General features: G+C 63.8%; 25 protein-coding genes. 12 read left to right on the top strand and 13 right to left on the bottom strand.

The features are described from left to right. Positions 1–324: 324 nt before the first annotated feature. Together BMG07_RS34420 and BMG07_RS34415 are read right to left on the bottom strand one after the other, a co-directional pair. On the bottom strand, positions 325–1,155 hold the full coding sequence (locus BMG07_RS34420; protein WP_198088268.1) for an Abi-alpha family protein: 831 nt from the start codon (positions 1,153–1,155) through the stop codon (positions 325–327). 293 nt (positions 1,156–1,448) lie between these two features. Next, the gene (locus BMG07_RS34415; RefSeq protein ID WP_198088267.1) at positions 1,449–2,096 is read right to left on the bottom strand and encodes a hypothetical protein; all 648 of its coding nucleotides are present in this window, start codon (positions 2,094–2,096) and stop codon (positions 1,449–1,451) included. An 89-nt stretch (positions 2,097–2,185) separates the two neighbouring features. On the opposite strand from BMG07_RS34415, the gene BMG07_RS34410 reads away from it, so the two are divergent. Both BMG07_RS34410 and BMG07_RS34405 read left to right on the top strand, forming a co-directional pair. After that, positions 2,186–2,614 (top strand): hypothetical protein, encoded by a 429-nt coding sequence (locus BMG07_RS34410; protein ID WP_198088266.1) that lies wholly within the window; start codon positions 2,186–2,188, stop codon positions 2,612–2,614. A 36-nt stretch (positions 2,615–2,650) separates the two neighbouring features. Continuing rightward, a complete protein-coding gene (locus BMG07_RS34405; protein ID WP_198088265.1) occupies positions 2,651–2,872 on the top strand; it encodes a hypothetical protein in 222 nt (73 codons plus the stop codon). A 155-nt stretch (positions 2,873–3,027) separates the two neighbouring features. On the opposite strand, the gene BMG07_RS34400 is transcribed toward BMG07_RS34405, so the two are convergent. The 6 genes from BMG07_RS34400 to BMG07_RS34375 form a co-directional block, all read right to left on the bottom strand. Continuing rightward, the gene (locus BMG07_RS34400) at positions 3,028–3,579 is read right to left on the bottom strand and encodes a DUF4189 domain-containing protein (RefSeq protein WP_269759679.1); all 552 of its coding nucleotides are present in this window, start codon (positions 3,577–3,579) and stop codon (positions 3,028–3,030) included. Between the two features lie 9 nt (positions 3,580–3,588). Next, positions 3,589–4,161, bottom strand: a complete 573-nt coding sequence (locus tag BMG07_RS34395) for a hypothetical protein (protein WP_198088263.1) — start codon at positions 4,159–4,161, stop codon at positions 3,589–3,591. Positions 4,162–4,201: 40 nt separating this feature from the next. Beyond that, positions 4,202–4,444: a hypothetical protein gene (locus BMG07_RS34390; RefSeq protein WP_198088262.1), complete on the bottom strand. Its 243-nt coding sequence runs from the start codon at positions 4,442–4,444 to the stop codon at positions 4,202–4,204. Between the two features lie 70 nt (positions 4,445–4,514). Then, complete coding sequence (locus tag BMG07_RS34385; RefSeq protein WP_198088261.1) at positions 4,515–4,847, bottom strand: hypothetical protein; 333 nt, start codon at positions 4,845–4,847, stop codon at positions 4,515–4,517. 19 nt (positions 4,848–4,866) lie between these two features. Continuing rightward, positions 4,867–5,631 carry a hypothetical protein gene (locus tag BMG07_RS34380; protein ID WP_198088260.1) on the bottom strand — a complete coding sequence of 255 codons (765 nt, stop codon included), beginning with the start codon at positions 5,629–5,631 and terminating at the stop codon, positions 4,867–4,869. Positions 5,632–5,694: 63 nt separating this feature from the next. Then, positions 5,695–6,432 (bottom strand): Stk1 family PASTA domain-containing Ser/Thr kinase, encoded by a 738-nt coding sequence (locus BMG07_RS34375; protein ID WP_198088259.1) that lies wholly within the window; start codon positions 6,430–6,432, stop codon positions 5,695–5,697. 342 nt (positions 6,433–6,774) lie between these two features. On the opposite strand from BMG07_RS34375, the gene BMG07_RS34370 reads away from it, so the two are divergent. The 3 genes from BMG07_RS34370 (at position 6,775) to BMG07_RS34360 (ending at position 9,024) form a co-directional block, all read left to right on the top strand. Then, positions 6,775–7,902 (top strand): helix-turn-helix domain-containing protein, encoded by a 1,128-nt coding sequence (locus tag BMG07_RS34370; protein WP_269759678.1) that lies wholly within the window; start codon positions 6,775–6,777, stop codon positions 7,900–7,902. A gap of 64 nt (positions 7,903–7,966) precedes the next feature. Further along, on the top strand, positions 7,967–8,560 hold the full coding sequence (locus BMG07_RS34365) for a DUF4189 domain-containing protein (protein ID WP_307867203.1): 594 nt from the start codon (positions 7,967–7,969) through the stop codon (positions 8,558–8,560). Positions 8,561–8,637: 77 nt separating this feature from the next. Then, positions 8,638–9,024, top strand: a complete 387-nt coding sequence (locus tag BMG07_RS34360; RefSeq protein ID WP_198088258.1) for a hypothetical protein — start codon at positions 8,638–8,640, stop codon at positions 9,022–9,024. A gap of 246 nt (positions 9,025–9,270) precedes the next feature. Here the strand turns inward: BMG07_RS34360 and BMG07_RS34355 are convergent, their stop codons facing one another. Then, positions 9,271–9,711, bottom strand: coding sequence for a hypothetical protein (locus tag BMG07_RS34355; RefSeq protein ID WP_198088257.1), 441 nt, complete (start codon positions 9,709–9,711; stop codon positions 9,271–9,273). Positions 9,712–9,799: 88 nt separating this feature from the next. On the opposite strand from BMG07_RS34355, the gene BMG07_RS34350 reads away from it, so the two are divergent. From BMG07_RS34350 to BMG07_RS34325, 7 genes are all read left to right on the top strand, one after another. After that, complete coding sequence (locus BMG07_RS34350; protein ID WP_198088256.1) at positions 9,800–9,961, top strand: hypothetical protein; 162 nt, start codon at positions 9,800–9,802, stop codon at positions 9,959–9,961. A gap of 14 nt (positions 9,962–9,975) precedes the next feature. Then, the gene (locus tag BMG07_RS34345) at positions 9,976–10,560 is read left to right on the top strand and encodes an ankyrin repeat domain-containing protein (protein WP_198088255.1); all 585 of its coding nucleotides are present in this window, start codon (positions 9,976–9,978) and stop codon (positions 10,558–10,560) included. A 26-nt stretch (positions 10,561–10,586) separates the two neighbouring features. Next, positions 10,587–12,392, top strand: coding sequence for a hypothetical protein (locus tag BMG07_RS34340; RefSeq protein ID WP_269759677.1), 1,806 nt, complete (start codon positions 10,587–10,589; stop codon positions 12,390–12,392). 177 nt (positions 12,393–12,569) lie between these two features. After that, positions 12,570–12,803, top strand: a complete 234-nt coding sequence (locus BMG07_RS34335) for a hypothetical protein (protein ID WP_198088253.1) — start codon at positions 12,570–12,572, stop codon at positions 12,801–12,803. Between the two features lie 30 nt (positions 12,804–12,833). Then, positions 12,834–13,100: a hypothetical protein gene (locus BMG07_RS34330; protein ID WP_198088252.1), complete on the top strand. Its 267-nt coding sequence runs from the start codon at positions 12,834–12,836 to the stop codon at positions 13,098–13,100. A 30-nt stretch (positions 13,101–13,130) separates the two neighbouring features. Continuing rightward, on the top strand, positions 13,131–13,721 hold the full coding sequence (locus BMG07_RS43335) for a DUF1963 domain-containing protein (RefSeq protein WP_269759676.1): 591 nt from the start codon (positions 13,131–13,133) through the stop codon (positions 13,719–13,721). Continuing rightward, positions 13,658–14,260: a DUF1963 domain-containing protein gene (locus BMG07_RS34325; protein ID WP_269759675.1), complete on the top strand. Its 603-nt coding sequence runs from the start codon at positions 13,658–13,660 to the stop codon at positions 14,258–14,260. Before BMG07_RS43335 ends, BMG07_RS34325 begins: the two co-directional genes overlap by 64 nt. A 40-nt stretch (positions 14,261–14,300) precedes the next feature. Here the strand turns inward: BMG07_RS34325 and BMG07_RS34320 are convergent, their stop codons facing one another. From BMG07_RS34320 to BMG07_RS34305, 4 genes are all read right to left on the bottom strand, one after another. Further along, entirely contained in the window at positions 14,301–14,609 is a 309-nt protein-coding gene (locus BMG07_RS34320) for a hypothetical protein (RefSeq protein ID WP_198088250.1), read from the bottom strand. A 150-nt stretch (positions 14,610–14,759) separates the two neighbouring features. Then, positions 14,760–15,080 carry an ATPase, T2SS/T4P/T4SS family gene (locus tag BMG07_RS34315; protein ID WP_269759674.1) on the bottom strand — a complete coding sequence of 107 codons (321 nt, stop codon included), beginning with the start codon at positions 15,078–15,080 and terminating at the stop codon, positions 14,760–14,762. Beyond that, entirely contained in the window at positions 15,056–15,829 is a 774-nt protein-coding gene (locus BMG07_RS34310) for an ATPase, T2SS/T4P/T4SS family (protein ID WP_198088248.1), read from the bottom strand. The genes BMG07_RS34315 and BMG07_RS34310 overlap by 25 nt, the downstream gene beginning before the upstream one ends. Further along, positions 15,822–16,604: TrbI/VirB10 family protein (locus BMG07_RS34305; RefSeq protein WP_307867201.1), on the bottom strand; the 783-nt coding region annotated here is incomplete at its 5' end. The genes BMG07_RS34310 and BMG07_RS34305, both read right to left, overlap by 8 nt.

Raw genomic sequence — 16,604 nt, 5'->3', positions numbered from 1 at the left:
ATATCTTATGTTAAATTTAAACAAGGCATTGAGCGCGCGGCCCATTGGGGGTTCGAGCAGCCATGGTCAATTTTCCGAAGCCGAGCCTGCGGCGACAATAAGTTGCTGACGTTTTTTACCTAAATCGCAGGACAGTCAGACCATAAACGCGAGACTGGCGCAGGTTCCGTGACCATAAAGACGAGACTCCCGCAGCGGATGCCCGGCTCGTTCGGCGAAAAATATGCCTCCACGCCCCGTCTCGAGCGAGTTCTCCAGGAGGAATTTCGCCAAGCGCCGCACCTCGCCATTGGAAATGCGGCTTCAGTTGGGTTGGGTGGGCGGCTAAATCTCGATCTTGATCGCGATCGAATCCAACGTTGGAAGCTCGCCGAGCACGACGCGAATGAAACTTTGGCCGAATGGCGAGATGTACGTCGCTTGCCGCGCGTGCTGCTGTCCGAGCTTGTTCACCAATTCATTCTTCAGCTTCTGAACGTCGTTGATCAGTGACACCAGCGTCTGCAAACCATCGCTCCAGTCGCGTGGTGCAGCGTAGTGTGACCTCCCCACCAGTCGATTCAGCTCGTCCGTGTTGTATGGCAGATCGCGGGTCTCGAAAATTCTGATCCTCAGCAGGTTTGCTGTGGCTGCGCTCGCGATCTCGCGAAGTTCTTCCCGTCGATCGCCTAGATGAACGGGGGTCTCTGCCGCGGTGGCGGCCGCAACGGCCTGCAAGAACACAGCATCGTTGGCATCGAGCTGGCTGATGACGGAGACGAAGGCTGGATGAACTTGACCTTGAAGACGGGCGTCCGACGCCGAGGCGAGAAGTTGGGCAAACATCTCCTGGATGTCAGGCGCATCTGCCGAAAGCGCGGCCTGCTGGATCGCCGTCGCGGCGATCCTTGCGGATGGTTCTTGCCGATGTTCGAACGGTATCTCTTCGAACTTGTGAGCGTAGCGTCGACGAAATGACTCCAGGTTGTGACTCATGAAGTCGAACGGCAGTACGACGAGGCTTGAACAAAACCGAAGCACCGAGTCCGCGGTGGTCGCGAGCCTCATGACTGGCTTGCTCATACTGTCCACAAGCTGGCCTTTCACCGTCACGCCCGTCGCGGACACCGTGATCTCGCTATTGGATTGCGGCTGGTCTTTCTTGTCTGGGGCCATCGTCAGAATCTCCTCCTGGGTCACGGCATACCAACTTTGCCGTAGAGGCAGCATACCGTGCGGCGGACTGCTTGACCTCGATCCCCTGCCCTTTGGCGTGGAAGTCAGGTGGACGTAGACCTCAGCGGCTGGCCATGGGCCGCTCGATCTGGATTGCCGCTTCAGTTCTGCGGCGTGCCGCCGCCGGCCCTGCGAAGCAGATCGCATCAAACGCCGATTACTGCTGAACTTTGCCGCTGCTGCTGACCAGAGCCATCATCCAGCCCGAGTGGTTCGGGTCGGACGTGCCTTGCTCAGGCCCCGGCAGGGCGCCTGCCCTTCGGCTTGGTCGTCAAGGCTGTGGCAAGCAGCGCGCGGGTGGCCTGGTGTGCATCCTCCTCGCTGGACAGGCGCTTCTGAAGTTCGTCCCGGCGCTCCTGCCATGACTGGATGTCTTCCTGCGCACGCGTCTGCGCCGCCTGGGCGAGGGCGAATTCATGGCGCAAGGCCGCCAGATTGCGCGTGGCATCGGCCAGAGACTCATCAGCGCGCTCGCGCAGCTTGTGCTCCTTGAGGGACTCCGCGTTGGCCTGACGCGCGGCCAGCCGCTCGCGATCGACCTCCAGCAGCAGTCTCTTTTCGCGCTCGGCATTCAGCTGTTCGGTCTGGCGCGCCGTCTCGTTCCAGGCGGTCTGCTGCAAAGCGAATTCGAGGCGCTGACGCTCCAGGGAGGCCTGCGCCTGCTCGAGAAGTTGCTCGAGCTGCCTGGAGCGCGCCTCGCTGTCCTGGCGCCCGCGGGTCGCGGCCTCGAGTTGGGCCTGGCTCGCATCGAGGGCCTGCCGGACCGAGGCGAGCGCGCTCTCCAGGCTGCTGCGTGTGTGCTCGAGCGCGGCTTCCTTCTGGAGGAGCTCCGACTGCCTGGCATCCAGCGAAGCCGCCCGCTCCGCGATCTCCTTGCGCAAGGCGTCAGCCTGTCGCAGCTGCGTCTTGGTGCCGACGCGATGCTGCGCGTAGTGTCACCAGCTCGCAGGTCATTCTTGAGGGCAGTAAGTTGATTGTCGCCATCAAACTCCGTGATGGCCGCATCCAAAATTGCCATCGCCTCAACTTGGAATCCCATCTCCCATTTGGCAAGTACTGTTGTGAGTTCGAGCTCCGGGCTTCGCGTCTCCTGACGACGCACAGCCACGCTCTTCAATGCATCTTCAGGTCTTCGCAAGGAAAGCAAAAGCAGCCCACGGTTGGCGAGCAAATTGATGCTGGCCAGGGTCTCGTCCACAGCGACCGCGGCATTGATTTCCGCAAGGAGGCCTTCGCCTGCAATCTTGTCCGCATCGGTCAACGGATGAAGGGTTGGCCCCAAAAGCTGCTGAAGGGCAATCGCGAAGAAATTCTCCCTGTAGGCTGGGGCTGCATCAGGACGCGCAGCGAGACGCTGCAATACGGCTTGAGCACCAGCCAGATTGCCGTTCGGGCGTAGCAGTTGGGATGTCGCCTGGTAGAAGTCCAGTTGGTCTTGCGCCTGACGCATCGTGTACTCATCCAGCGCCGAAGGGACAACCGTACCATCGAGTGCAACCCAGTTCTTCTCTTTCAGAAGCAGCTGAAGTTCGAGGCGAAAAAGACTAAGCCGAAACTGCGGTGGCGCACGATCCAAGCTTGGCCTGGCTTCACCGAGGTGCTCGCGGGCAAGCCCGTATTCGCCAGCGGCCAAGAGAGCCTCGATGCGATGCTGTAGTTCGGGCCAAGTCCAAAGCTCGGACGCCTCTCCCGGCTTCAGTTGCCGCAATCTCGCCTGGATCCCGGGCTTCGCTTCCGCCGGCATCACCAGCACGCAGCAAAGCAATAGTATTTGCGCTCTCATTGACATCTGCCTCTGCTTGGCTCTGCAGGTCAGCGAACGGCGATTGCCTTGCTGCAGCTGGTGAAAACGACCTTGCAGGAAGCCCCATTGCACTGCTCCATCGCGGCGTTTTGGGATTCACCTAGTGTGGGTCGGCTCGCGATGCCAAAGTGAGTGCTGCTCTCTGCCAGTGCCACACAACCATTGGAATAGGTCGAAATCAACTCGCACTTCTTGGAGCCGAGGGAGAGGCAGTTTTCCATGGCGATCCTTTCCGCTTCGGCGCGGCTGGACTTGTCATGCGAGGCGCCCACATTCGCGGTAACGTAGGTATCCATCGCAACGGCGCCCCACCGCTCGATGTACGTGACGCTTCGCGGCCCCGAGGAGGCAGCTGCTCCAGATCCGCCATAGCCAGGAAGAGGCCGGCAAGAAGACACGCCTGGGCCGCCTTCGGGAACCGTGCCTGCAGGGCAACCACCCTCCGCATGAGCGGGCGGCTGGATGCCGAACAGGCAGATGAGCAGGGGCAGCAGCAGCCTCATGGCTATCGGAGCTCCCGATGCGGGCCATGTGCCTCGCTTATGCAGCTTCTTGGTCATATGCAACTCTCATCGGTAGGTCCTGCTCCAGACAAGAAAGATGTCCTTCCGGAAATTGCTGTCCTTGTTGCCGGGAATCTGCTCGTCCTGCGTTGGAATGAACATCGCCGTGTAGACGTTGATGGTGCGGTCGTCCACTTCGAGGTAGATGTCCGGCGCGCCGGCGACAGGACCGGCGTGGAAGTCGGTCATCTTTTCTCTGGGAACGGCATGCCAGACCAGTTCGTCCCGGAAGATCCGGCCGATGTCGACGCTCGCCTCGTGAGCTGTACCGTCCTTCGATTGCCAGCGAACCTCCACCGGACCAGGAAAATTGCGAATTCCGAGCTCTGTCGATCCCCACGCATTGCCGTTGCCGCCCACGGGTTTGGGCGGCGAGGCCTTGCCGTCAGCCTGCCGCACCTGCTGGTGGCCGTTGTAGACCACGGTGCAGCCAACGCTGTCGTAGCACAGCGCTTGGAAGTTGTGGCGCTTGAAATGCAGGGGAACCTGCCGGGTCAGCGCCGGCGGTTCGATCTCCCGGTCTCGATTGGCCGGCTGGGCGTGGCCCCGTCCCGCCAAGAGAAGAAGCAGAGGCAGCAAAAAGGCAACACGATGCGATGGCGCATGACTGGACCGTCTCCTATGGCTGCCTTGCGCGCTGGCAACCCATCTGCCTGATCAGCTCCGATGGATCTTCGGCATCGAAGAAGAGCGCCGAATGGACCGGGCTGGAAGTGGCATCGGGCCACGCCTGGAGCCTGCCTCGCGCGAACAGCGGGCGCCGTTCTCCGGGCCAGTTCAGACGCATGAAGACGTCCTTGCTCCAGGGCTCCATGCCGCCTTCGTCCCACGCGCAGTTGTCGGCGAGCAGCGTGACGGTCACGCCGGGCTCGAGCTGCTGCCGCAGGATCTCGCGGAACTGCGTGGTCGGCTTCTGCCGGCCGCTGGCGGGATCAGGACGCCAGCGAGGTGGTCCGGCCCTTCGCATCGCGCTCGATGGTCAGCACCGCCTGCACGGACGGCTTGCCCGGCGCGCCGGGTAGCTGGATCGTGCCTTCGGCTTCGGAGCCCGCATCCTTGCCGTTCGTCCACCGTATGCCGGGGTGCGGCGCGTAGGGGTTGTAGGAGGTCTGCCTGACGACATCGGCGAGCAACAGCTTAAGCGGCGTGTCGTTGATCGGCGCCGTCTGCGACGATTGGGCGTATGCAGCGCTCGCGAGCAGCGAAACCGAAATCGCGAGGGCGTGCAGACTGCGAAGGGCGATGCGTGAAGGGATTTGGTACATGGATGCTCTTTTTTCCGAGTCAGGACGCCTTGCACTGCATACCTTCGATCCGCTGCCACGGTTTGCTCCGATAGAAAACGAAGTTCGTGACACCCGGCCCCTGATTGCCGCCGTCTTCGTCGACATAGGTTTCCGCGAACACCGGCATGGCGATGCCGGGGATGCCCAGCTCGTAGAAGACGTTCTTCTGCGTGTTCGGCGCACTCGTGCCGTCGTCGAGCGCGCAACTGGCGGCAATGGGCCTGACCATGGCATCGTTACCGAGCTGCCGCCACAGGATGCCTTGCGTGTCGTCACTCGGATAGAACTTCTGCAGCGCGATCGACAGCACCTCGCTCACATTGCCGTGAAGCACCACCCCGACATGGCCTTCGTTGTCCTTCCTGACGCCGGCCTGCGCGCCGACCTTGCCATCGGGTACGTCCACTTCGCCGAAGCCGGCGAGGAGCATGTCGCCGCCGCGATAGTGCGCGGCGTCGGGAGAAACGGTGTCGGGGTTGTTCAGCGGCTTCGCGTCACTCCAGCGTACGCCCGGCACGCTGTCGAACGCGGACCAGGGGGCAGCGGCCTGGCCACCGAACACGCCCAGCAACGACTGCAGGGACGATCCATCGACCCTGACCGATGCAGAGGGGGGCGACGAAGCGGAAGTCTTGACTGCGGGTGCTACGGTGGGGCTGGCGGGCAGCACGGCGGGCTCGCACGCGCCCAGGCAGGCCAGCAGAGCGCAGACCGGGAGAGCGCGCAGACCGATGCTGGAGTTGCGCGCAGGCGGGCGTTGCATGAAGAAGATCCTTGGATTCCGTGAAGACAGGCGATACGGCGTCGCGGGATCAGCGGCGCGTCGTCAACGGCACTTGACGTCATAGCCGACGACGTTCGGAAGGCCCTTCTCGCCCGCAGTGACGATCGACAGCGCGCCAGCCGCGCCGGCATAGCTGAAGCTGCAGTAGGCGAGGCCCGTTCCCGAGCAGGACTCGACCTCGACGATGCCGCGCTTGATCAAGCCCGCCTGACGCGATTCGCCATCCGGCTTGATGCGCACGGGCTTCCAGCCCTTGTCGGCCAGCGCCTTGCGCGCCTTGTCGATCGGCATGCCGTAGACGTTCGGCACCTTCGCCTGACCCTTGCAGACGGATTCCTCGTCGGCCAGCTTGCCCAGGCGCACGGTGCCGTCGACCTCCACGCGCAGGTCGCCCACCGGCGAGCCGACGATGTCGCCGTCCCATACCCGCACGGCGCCGCCTTCGAGCGCGGTCAGGTTGCCGATGGCGGCGTCGTCGGCCGACTTGCCGTAGGCCAGCGCGAGAAGCTTGTCGCCATCGAACACGGCCACGTTGCCCTGGGTGATGTTGCAGGTGCCGCTGGTGCCGGCTTCCATCTGGCCGGCGAAACTGACGGCGCGGTAGGCGCCGAGCGGCACGTCCGCCATCACGGCCCAGCCCTGTGCGGCCACCAGCCGTGCCGCCGCCGACTTCGGCTGGATCACGCGCCAAGGGCAACCGTTGCGGTCGGTGCTGCTGCCAACGGCCTTGGGCAGGCTGGCGATCGCCTTCATGCGGATGTCCTTCAATTCGGACACCATGCGCGGTGCGGGCGCATTCGTTGATGCATTAGGCTGCGCAGCCACCGGCAGCGAAAGTGCGAGGCTGAGCGTGAGCGCAGCCCCCAACACGGCAGAGGTATCAGTGAGATTCGGCAATGGGCGTGACAGCATGACGAGAACTTGGGAAGACACTGGTTTCGAGGCGTGGCTGACGCAACGATCATCGAAGCGTAGCTGGTATGGCAGTGTCCAGTTTCCACCTGATGTGGATGAAATTGCACCTTGGCCCCGAAAGCGCGGGACTAGGATGCGCGCTCGATGTTGCGACTCCGCGAAGATGTCCGATCCATGCCTCGATGCCGCCACGGCTCACAGGATGTGATGCTCCTGGCCCAGCTTGCCTGCGTTGCGACACCGATCGGCGATGATCCTCGGGTCATGAGAAAAGAGCCCGTTGCCATGGATGAGTCGGACGCCGTTCCTGTCTTCAGGTTTTCCACTGCGGACTACCCCGAGCGGGATCGATTTCACCTCTGGGTCAAGGACAACCTCTGCGACTGCAGGTTCGAGGACGACGGCTACGGCGCGTTCGATGCGGAAGCCACTGGCGCCGCACTCGGCCCGCTGGTCATCTCGGGGCGACGCTGGCCCAAGCGGCCGCGGCCATTGACCTACGCAGTCCATCGCAACGCGCGGCGCATTCGCCTGGACGGCCAGGAATCCTTTCGATTTACCTTGCTGCTCAGCGGACAAGTGGCCCGTCGATCGATGGGTCCGGATTCCGTCAAGAAGCCTGGTGATCTGTTCTTCTACGATGTCGCGCAGATCAACGATTGCATGGTCGAGGCCGGGGACGTGATCAGCGTCGTCGTGCCCAGGCACCTGTTGCCCGGCTCTGCCGCACTTCTGCATGATCAAACGCTCAGAAGCGGCATCGGCCGCCTTCTGGGCGATCAGATACTGTCGCTGTTCCGGAATCTCTCCAGCTTGCAACAGAAGGACGTCCCGGGCGTTGTCCAGTCGATGTTGCTGCTCATGGCCGCTGCCGTTTCGCCAACAGTCGAGGTGATTCAGGAGGCAAGCAGTCCCATCCGCAGGGGACTGCTCGAGCGGATCCGGCATCACATCGATGCCCACTTGCTTGAACCCGATCTGACGCCTGAGCGGATCTGTCGGGACGTCGGCGTGTCGCGGGCCAAGCTCTATCAACTGTTCGAGGAAGACGGCGGGATCATGCGGCAGATCCGCCGCAGGAGATTGCGTCATGCCTATCAGGTGCTCAGTGACCCGCAGCGTCAACATGTGCGAATTGCAGAGATAGCGTGGAGCCATGGCTTCTCGGACGAGAAGTACTTTTATCGCCTCTTCAAGGCCGAGTTCGGCCATACGCCGAAGGAGACGCTGGAACGTCGCTCGGGCCCGACGTTCCTGCCGTATGGTCACGTTCCATTGAACGCGGGGAGCGGCCTACCTGGATGGACGTTGCCATTCGGCGTGCTCAACAACTGATCGGGTGTTCAGCATTTCGACCAGCTGATTCTGAAGCTGATGGCAGCGGAGAGATCACAAGATCATGAACAGAGCACTCCTCATATTCTTCCTGGCCTCGCTGAGCATGCTTTTCTTCGGCTCCCAGGCTCGCGCGCAGGTGGCTTGCCCGCCGGGGTGGATCCCCTACAGCGCGACTTCCTGCGGGCCCGCACCCAGTTCACAGCAATCCCCCAAGCCCGAGGACCATGGCGCCCCCATCCAGTTGGGATCTCGTTGGGGGGCAATCGCCACCGACGGGGTAAAGGGCGTGCTCGGGACTGCCACCGGGGAGCGCAGCGAGCAAGGTGCCGCAGGCAAGGCATTGGCGGATTGCCAGGCCAAGGGAGGAGCGCCCTGCAAGCTTCAGCTCTCCTACTCCAATGGATGCGGCGCGATGAGCGTTGGCAGCCGCGGATTCAGTACGGCTGCTGCAGGCACGAAGGAGGAGGCCATACAGAAGAGCATGGCGATCTGCGGCAGCGATAGTGATACCGAGTGCCGTGTGTACTACACCGGTTGCAGCTTGCCCCGGGGGAGCTCGCTAGCCGTGGTCCTTGCCTGGCGATGGACCGGTGGCAAGACACTTGCAGCACATTGCACTGTTGCTGCACCGCATGCAGCTTGCCAAGGCGGCTGAAGCAACGATATCCGCTCCCAGGGTACGTGAGCCTTTCTGGGTCGCATCCCTTTCGGGCGTCACAGATCAATTGCACGATGACACTGACCGCCATCATTGACGAGATCGCCCGCAGCCTGGACGGGCTGGATCCGCACTGGCTACCTCGTTACGACCTGCGCGCCTATGCCGCCAAGGTGGACAACGAGTGCGGATACACCTCCAACACGATGGTCGGCATGGAGATAAACACGAAGCTGTTCGAGGAAATCGTCGCGTTCGTCCAGTTGTGCGGCGCGTTTGGTCGACTGCACCCCTCGGATGCGAAGCTGTATGCGTGCGTGCGTGATGACATGGTCGAGATTGACGACGCGCTTGCCCGCAATGCTACCCATGCCTGCCCGACATATACGGGGTTGCTGGCGCTGCTGATCGAGCGGGGCATTCTTGTGCAGCGCGCGCAGAATCCGCCCTCACCTCGGTAAGGCATGGCGCACCAGCCCCTCGTAGACCGAAATGACGGGCTTCGTGGCAAACGCCGTTGAACTGAAGAGTGCCGGGACAAGAACAAGCGTTCTCATGGGAGGTGACTTCGCTTTGGTTTACAGCAACTGCAATGCGAGCGATGCAGGTACACCAAGACGTCTCACCCGAGGAGGCGAACAGCAAGCGAAGAAGTACAGCTGCCGCGCAAACGAACTGCCGTTGAATAACGTGCCACAGCTCATCCCCTAGCGCAGAGGCTCGAACGACGGCGATGTGAAGCCGCCTTCCATCGTGCCGCTCAATGAAGTGCCGCTGCAGGTCCACGCCCAGCGCTCGAATGTGTAGTTGCTCTGGATCCAGCGATTGCCGGCGGCGTCGCCTCCAGGCGAGCGAACCGACCAGCCGACCTCTGCGTTGTAGTGTGCTGCATCGCTTCCCTCGATCACGACGCCTTTGGTATCGACGATCTTTTCACGCGTTGCACCGTTCGCGATCGGCTGAGGCCCCTTGTCTGCGCCGATCTTGTCCTGTGCATGCAGCTGTCGCAGACGATCCACGCATGCGTCGAAGCTGGCGAATGATTCCGGTGGGGCCTGGCGAAGTGGCAAATGTCCGCTCGCCTGGACCGATGGCGCCAGCAGTACCAGCACGCTCAGCAAGCAGGGGCTTGCGTCAAGTCGCTTCATCCTCGAGCCTTCTGTGCATGTTTGATTGTTGTCTGCCCGGGTCGTCGTCCTGTCAGGATCTGATGTGGAGCATCGAGGCGCAGTGTGCATGACCTTCCCCGCGCCGAAGTGGACTCCGCTGGGTAGATTGGTGGAATCCCGTCCCATGCAGTCACCCCATGATCTCGGCCTTGCCGTTTCCATTTCACGGGGGCTTCTCACCATCTTCATTCAATGCGGCGATGAGGCCTCCATCATGGCGATCCAGTGACCTGCGAGGCTTCCATGCACAAGAAAATCCTGAGGCTCGGGCGAAGCGTCGTGATGGCGCTGTCGTTCGTACTGCTGTCCACCGCGGCAAGTGCCTTCTCCGACGATGCAACGGACAATGCATTTGCGGCCTTGCTCTCGATGCCTGGCGCAGGGCCGGAGCAGGGCTACTGGGACTTTCCGAAGCCCGACGACCTCCCGGCGGCGAACGAGACCGCGCTGATCGCCTATCTGGCGAAGCAATTGAAGGCTGGCGCGGATCCCAATGCCTACCGGCACGTCGGCACGCTGCTCCACCACGCGATCCGTGCGGGCCAGGAACGCACCGCGATCTGGCTGCTTGCTCATGGCGCGGATCCGCGCAAGACACTCCAAGGCGGCACGGACACCGCCTTGACGCTCGGCGCTCGCTACAAGCGCGCAAAGGTCCTGCAGGTACTGAAGTCGACCTACGGCCTCGTGCCCGACACGACGCCCCCGTCATCACCGAATCCACCACCCCAGCCCGTGGATGCGAAGCGCATCGCTTCACTGACCTTCGGCAACCCTGCGACGACAAGCTGGCACGAGACCATATGCGCCGGTTGGCGATATCCGTGACCTCCTACAACCCCCAGCCTGACCACATGGCCGCCAGCGAAGCCGCCCTTGGTCAATGGACTGCGCTGGCCGCGCGGCTGCGCCCCGAGGTCTATGCCCGCATCATGGACGACGACCAGGCAGTGAGCGACCTGGTCCTGATGCACAGCCGGTCCGCCGCGGGCCTGGATGCAGCCCTGGCGGGGCTGCCGACACCGGTCCTGCGACGCCACGCGCAGGCGGCGCTGCGCGGCCTGGCGCAGCGTGCCGCATTGCTCGGGTCCTCGGGCGACGCCCGCCCCAGTTATGGACTGGCGCCGGAACTCTGGCGCACGCTGTGGCGGCATCTGCCTCGACCGATCGACTATGCCGAGTGGCCCTCGCTGGCCGGGCGGATCCAGCCCGAACTCTGGAGCGAGCTGTTCGCCAGCGGCTACGCCAACCGCGACGCGAACACCGCCTTGCAGTGCGCACCTGCCGAGATGGGCGCGAAGGCCTTCGAGGCGGCCTGGCCCTTCATGCTCGCGCAGTTCGGCAATGCCCGCGACAACGTGCCGATCACGATACTGAGCCAGTTCCGGCTCGTCGGCTCGCAATACCCCGACTGCGCAACCTCCAGCGAGGCCGACACTCGCGAGAAACTGCTCTTCCTGGCATCGAAGGGGGTAGCCCAGCCGATTCGCGGGCTGGACGCGAAGCGCGTCGCAGCCAACGCCAAGTCACTGGTGCCAGCCGTGAGCCCCTTCCTTGACAGCACGGCGAGCGGCAAGCCCAGGCTCGTAGACGCGCAGGCGAACTGCACCTTCGAACTGACCGCTCCCTTGTATCGCGAACTCCTGAACCACGCGACGGTGAGAGGCGATCAGGACACCGTGGAGGTTCGCGTTGAGACGGTTCAACTCATCGAAATCCCCGGTGATGCCCGATGCGGCTTGCTGGTGGGAGGCAGCTCGCAGGTCAACGGCTATGTGGGCGGCCTCGTGGACACCTTCACTGGGCCAGAGAACAACCCTACGCCCTCGTGCCCCGATCCGAGCGACCGGTACGAGGTCTGGCGCGAGCGCGGCGGCAAGATCGAGCGGCTGAACACCAACATGGGCGGCGACGATGGCGTGCCCCGGTTGATGCCAGTCCAGGACACGGTGACGGGCCATCGCTACTACCTCCACGACGGCATGCAGTACGGCAGGTGCCATGGGGCTCTCAGGCTGCCATTCACCTTCGAATGGAAGTCGTCGGCACAGGGCCCTGCGCTGATGAAGACGACGGCATTCCCCGAACTGGAGGAGGCGCTGTATGCGCAGTGCAGCGTCGACGACAAGGCCGGTGTGCGATGCAACGGCATTTCCGCGTTGAACGCGGCCGCCCCTTCTGCGGCCGCCTCCACGCCAAAGGATGCCTTCAACAGCCTGGACCTCCAGACGTTCCTCAAGGTGTTTCGCAAGTCGCAGTTCGACGACTACCAGGCCGCGGTGCGAGCGCTGGACAGGCCGCGGCTGCAGGCCTTCAGGACCGCAGGCGTTCCCGGCCCGTGGACCGCGGAAGCCATCAAGTCGCTGGCGCACTCGGATCTGCCGCTGGCCGAGCGGCGTCGACGCATCGCCTGGCTGTTTGCCGACCATGACCAGCTGGCGCGTGCGTTGGACAACGAGGTGCTGGCATCGCTGGCGGACTGGCTGCCGCGCGAGGACTGGGGCCCGATTCTCGACGTCGTCACAAGTCACCGGGACGTCTACTACGGCCTTGGCTATCTGCGAACCGACCTCGCCGATAAGAAGCGCGACGCGCTCGCCTGCGACATCGACCGCGCCCAGGGCTTGATGTGCGGCGAGACCTGGGGCGCTGACCGTTAGCACAGGGAGGGATCACACACGTGGTCAACGTCAACCGGCTTTTCGTATGCAGATGAGCTTGTGTCAGTCTGTGCCAGCTGATTGACCTTGGTATAAGCCAGTCGCTACATTGTTCCGGTAGAGCTTGGGAGAAACGCATTGCCCGGAAATTGGTACTACGTGCTTACATGCATCGCCGTGGCGGTGCTCATCGGCAATCTGTACGTGACAGCGGTCGTGCTGCGCTGCGACTTCTATTCCCCGCTTCAGCAACGCCTGCAACTGGCCCTGGTGTGGCTGATTCCCGTGCTGGGTGCGGCCTGCTGTGCGAGCTTCGCATCCATTCACAGGCACGGGGCGTCCGGGCCCGACAAGCCATTCCCGAAGCCCGACTCCTTCGACCTGCCCGGTGGTGAGGGCAACAGTCTCTGAGCCCGTAGGTGCCTGCAGCCGTCATCGGCGATGGCCCTGCGCACCGCTTTCCGATTTTTCCTCTCAAGCAACCCAAGGCACAACAAGGAGCAGACGAAGATGATGGGTTGGTCGATAGAGCACTGGCTCGTTCTTCTGGCCACTGCGGTGATCTTCGGAATACCGCTGTGGCGGATCGTCGCGCGCACCGGGCATCCCGGTGCCATGGCGATCCTGTTCTTCATCCCGTTGATCAATGTCGGCATGCTCTGGTGGCTTGGCTACGGCAAGTGGCCCCGCATGCTGGATCAGTCCTGACATATGCCCGTATTCGCCAATGCCCAAGCCTTGCACGAATCGCTACGCAAGGCCGGACTGAACGACTATGCCCGCGGCATCGAGGCCTCGGTACGGCCCGTGGTGCTGTTCGTTCGCCGCCAGGAGAAGGACGATACGTTGGCCGTGGGCACCAGCAAGATGGCCGGCAACCCCGACCTGCCGCCTGGCATGCCGTGGCCCATACGCCCCGCGTTGGCCTCGCCCGAGCGCCGTCTGGCGCAACTGCGCAAGGAGATCGACGACGTCCGCAACGCCAAGCCGGCAATGTCCGAGCGCGACCTCGAACAGCTGCTGCAGACGATGCGCGCCAGTGGTGCCAGCGAGCAAGACCTGGAGCGCATGCGCCACGCGCTGCGCGGCCAGACGCAGCGCAACCCGAAGATGGACGCGATCCGCATCGCTTGGTTGCAGGCCCGCATGGCCGCGCTGCGGACCGAGTTTCCGCTGGCCTTCATCGCGCAACTCGACCTGGGCCGCTGTCCGCCCTCCCCGGGTTCGACCCGGCGCTGCCGCGCAGCGGTGTGCTCTCCATCTTCATGGATGCGATCAGCGATGACGATGGCGAGACGCCGCTTCATCGCGCGTACTGGCACGACGTGAAGCTTGCCGCGCTGCAACGGCGCGAGTGGCCTGTCGAACTCCAGCGCTGGAGCGACCGCTGGACCTCCTATGGCGATCCTGCACAACCCGAAGAAGCCTGGTCCCGTCTTGCAATGGCCGACCGCCTGCTGCCGCACTCAGGCCTCAGCGTGCCGCATCACTGGAAGACAGCCATGCCGGAGCACAGCAGCAAGGCAATCTGGGACTGGTTCCAGAAGCCGGACGCCCTGCAACTGTCGCCTCGCCTGCCCCCTGGCGATAAAGCGCCCGGAGGCAATTTCGGCGACCGCCTGGGCGGCTGGCCCGATGACATTCAGGTCCACGCCGAAGATGAGGTGGATCCGGCGGGCCGGCACATCGTCACGCCCGGTCGAACGCCCTGGAGGCACCTGTTCTCATATGGCGGCGAATATTATGCCGGCGCACGTCGCATGGACACGATGGCCAGCGGCGACGGCAACCACTTCCTCATGATCCGCGACGAAGACCTTGCACGGCGCCGGTTTGAGCGCGTGCGCGACGTCTATCAGTCGACCTGAACGCCGGCAACCTGTAAGGGACGGTTGCGTACAGTCAGTTTTACGGCGTATCGCTTTTGGCAGGGCACGGATAGAGTTCGCGCATGTGCAGGCGAAATGCCGTGTCCATCGACATCGATTGCTGCTCGGGTGGCAGGCGCAGCAGGAAGGGAACCAGCGTATCGGTGGTCATCTTGACGCCGCCGACGGGGCAACTGTCGAGTGTCGTGCCCGCGTTCTTGGCTCTCTCATAGTCCACCCGATAGGTTTCCCCGATGCGAGTCAGGCCGCGAAGGGCCGAGACATAGCCTGGGTCGTTTTCCGCGCGCACGGGCCCGACCTTGATCGCGGCCAGGCCAACGAAGTGCAAACCTGGTGTTGGTCGGCGTCCCAAGGACCGGCGGGCGATGCGCGGGCTCGTCGCGGCCCACTTGCCCCGCATCCTGGCAATCCCCGAGTTGAACGCCGTCAGGTCATCGGCGACGCCCTGCGAGTCGGTGCAACCCAGTCGACACGCTTCCTAGCGCAGCATCGTGATCGAGTGCATCGGGTCGTAGTAGATGGACGGCACGTGCCGCCCGACCCCGGGCTCGAACTCCAGTTGCACGACCACTTGCACGAGCATGTGCAGCAACCGCAGGATCTCATCCAGACCGAGACTGCGGCCCTCGTCCGAGGCCTTGATGAGCAGCGCGACACGCAAATAGGCCTCGCGCGGCGAATTCGCATGCACGGTGGTGATCCCACCAGGGTGGCCGGAATTGAGCACGTTCTGCACATAGAAGAAAGTCTCGTCCCCGCGCAGCTCGGCGAGCATCACGCGGTGCGGCGTCTTGCGCATGACCGCCTGCAGCACCTCCTTGGCCGTCGCGCCGACGATGCGCTCGCGACCTGCGTCTCCCGGCGATAGAACAGCGCCTGCGAGTTCGCATGGTTGCGCAGCGGCATCTCCGGCGTGTCCTCCACCGTGATGAGGCGCTCCCACATCGGCACGAGCTCGATCAGCGCACGTACCAGGGAGGTCTTGCCGCAACCGGTGGCCCCCGAGACCAGGATGTTCTCGTGCCCGCGCACGGCATGCGCAAGGAAGGCCTGCCACTGGCCCGCGCGCGCCAGGCGCCAGCGAGCCAGTTGGCCCGGCGCCAGCACATCGGCAAGCTGCGCACGGTCTTCGTCCGGCATTCCGGGCGCCACGAGGTGCCGCGTGTGCGCGAAGTAGCCTTGCTGCGCGAACTGATCGAGCGCGAAGGGCTGGCTCGTGTGCTTGCGAAGATTCAGGTAGATCATGCCGCGCGCCGCTGCGGGCGGCATCGTCATCTCGACGCGCTCGCCCCCGGGCAGATGGGCCGAGAGGATCGGGTGGGCTTCGTCGAAAGGCTTTCGCGAGATGTTCGCAAGAAAGCTGCCCAACGTGCGCAGGTACTCGAAGCTGACGGCAGCCGCCTCGACGGACCTCCACTCGCCATGCCGCCAGAGCTGGACGAGGCCCGGGGCATTGACGGCGATCTCGTTGACCTGCGGATCGTCCAGCCACGGCTGCAGCACGCGCAGATGGGCAAGGATCGACAGGTGGCGCTCGTCCTCAGTCATGGCCGAAGGAGGCGGCGCCGCGAAGGTCGGACGCGGCGGGTACGGGCAAGGCTGCCGAAGGTGCCGCCGGCTGCAGCGCGTACACATCCGCGAAGTCGACATCGCGCGCGACGAAGATCTTGATGACTTCGCCCTGGTTCTTGTAGAGGCTGGGACGCGCCTGGCTGCCCTGGCGCAGCATCTCCTGGACGATCGACTGTGCGGAGCTGGCGGTGTTGCCGAAGTCCGACACGGCGCCGCGGGTGCCGATGTTGTAGGTGTCGCCGGACGGGCCGTGAACGCGCCGTGCGGCGCGCGCGTCGGCCCGCGCGATCGCGAGGTTCTTGGCATCCTCGAGCAAGGAGAAGAACACCGCCCCCGCGAATCGCTCCATCCACTTGTGATCCACCTCGCCCCGTGTGCCGGCGCGTCCGAGCGCATCGGTGCCGGGCGAACCCAGCGGCACGGCCACGAACTGCGGCGTCACCGCGCGCGTCCACAACGTGAAGATCGTGGTCTGTCCTGCCTGCACACCTGCGGCGTACTCGCCCTCCATCGTGGTGCCCGCCTCCATCAGGACGACCTTGCCGTCCATGGACATCACGGGCGCGCTCAGCAGGCATTTGAGGAATCCCGGTTGGTCGCTCAGGATCGCGGTGAGCAAGGTGCAATCGGGCAGTGTCCCCTTCGCAAGGGTCAAGGAGGGGTTGGCGATGAGAAAGGCCCGCCCCGCCTGTGTGGGCGTACCGTCCAGCGCCCGACCGAGCGCGCCCGCTCCGGCGCGCGCGCGCGAGCG

Source organism: Variovorax sp. E3, assembly GCF_016082275.1.
GTDB lineage: Bacteria > Pseudomonadota > Gammaproteobacteria > Burkholderiales > Burkholderiaceae_C > Variovorax.
Note: the sequence above shows the minus strand (reverse complement) of the source record. Positions and strands in the feature narration are given on the sequence as shown.

What these genes read in the sequence shown, in the direction of transcription:
- BMG07_RS34420 (WP_198088268.1), bottom strand. Translation starts at nt 1,155, where the DNA reads ATGGCCCCAGACAAGAAAGACCAGCCGCAATCCAATAGCGAGATCACG.
- BMG07_RS34400 (WP_269759679.1), bottom strand. Translation starts at nt 3,579, where the DNA reads ATGACCAAGAAGCTGCATAAGCGAGGCACATGGCCCGCATCGGGAGCT.
- BMG07_RS34385 (WP_198088261.1), bottom strand. Translation starts at nt 4,847, where the DNA reads ATGTACCAAATCCCTTCACGCATCGCCCTTCGCAGTCTGCACGCCCTC.
- BMG07_RS34380 (WP_198088260.1), bottom strand. Translation starts at nt 5,631, where the DNA reads ATGCAACGCCCGCCTGCGCGCAACTCCAGCATCGGTCTGCGCGCTCTC.
- BMG07_RS34375 (WP_198088259.1), bottom strand. Translation starts at nt 6,432, where the DNA reads ATGGTGTCCGAATTGAAGGACATCCGCATGAAGGCGATCGCCAGCCTG.
- BMG07_RS34370 (WP_269759678.1), top strand. Translation starts at nt 6,775, where the DNA reads ATGCTCCTGGCCCAGCTTGCCTGCGTTGCGACACCGATCGGCGATGAT.
- BMG07_RS34365 (WP_307867203.1), top strand. Translation starts at nt 7,967, where the DNA reads ATGAACAGAGCACTCCTCATATTCTTCCTGGCCTCGCTGAGCATGCTT.
- BMG07_RS34360 (WP_198088258.1), top strand. Translation starts at nt 8,638, where the DNA reads ATGACACTGACCGCCATCATTGACGAGATCGCCCGCAGCCTGGACGGG.
- BMG07_RS34355 (WP_198088257.1), bottom strand. Translation starts at nt 9,711, where the DNA reads ATGAAGCGACTTGACGCAAGCCCCTGCTTGCTGAGCGTGCTGGTACTG.
- BMG07_RS34350 (WP_198088256.1), top strand. Translation starts at nt 9,800, where the DNA reads ATGACCTTCCCCGCGCCGAAGTGGACTCCGCTGGGTAGATTGGTGGAA.
- BMG07_RS34345 (WP_198088255.1), top strand. Translation starts at nt 9,976, where the DNA reads ATGCACAAGAAAATCCTGAGGCTCGGGCGAAGCGTCGTGATGGCGCTG.
- BMG07_RS34340 (WP_269759677.1), top strand. Translation starts at nt 10,587, where the DNA reads ATGGCCGCCAGCGAAGCCGCCCTTGGTCAATGGACTGCGCTGGCCGCG.
- BMG07_RS34330 (WP_198088252.1), top strand. Translation starts at nt 12,834, where the DNA reads ATGGCCCTGCGCACCGCTTTCCGATTTTTCCTCTCAAGCAACCCAAGG.
- BMG07_RS34325 (WP_269759675.1), top strand. Translation starts at nt 13,658, where the DNA reads ATGGATGCGATCAGCGATGACGATGGCGAGACGCCGCTTCATCGCGCG.
- BMG07_RS34315 (WP_269759674.1), bottom strand. Translation starts at nt 15,080, where the DNA reads ATGCGCAAGACGCCGCACCGCGTGATGCTCGCCGAGCTGCGCGGGGAC.
- BMG07_RS34310 (WP_198088248.1), bottom strand. Translation starts at nt 15,829, where the DNA reads ATGACTGAGGACGAGCGCCACCTGTCGATCCTTGCCCATCTGCGCGTG.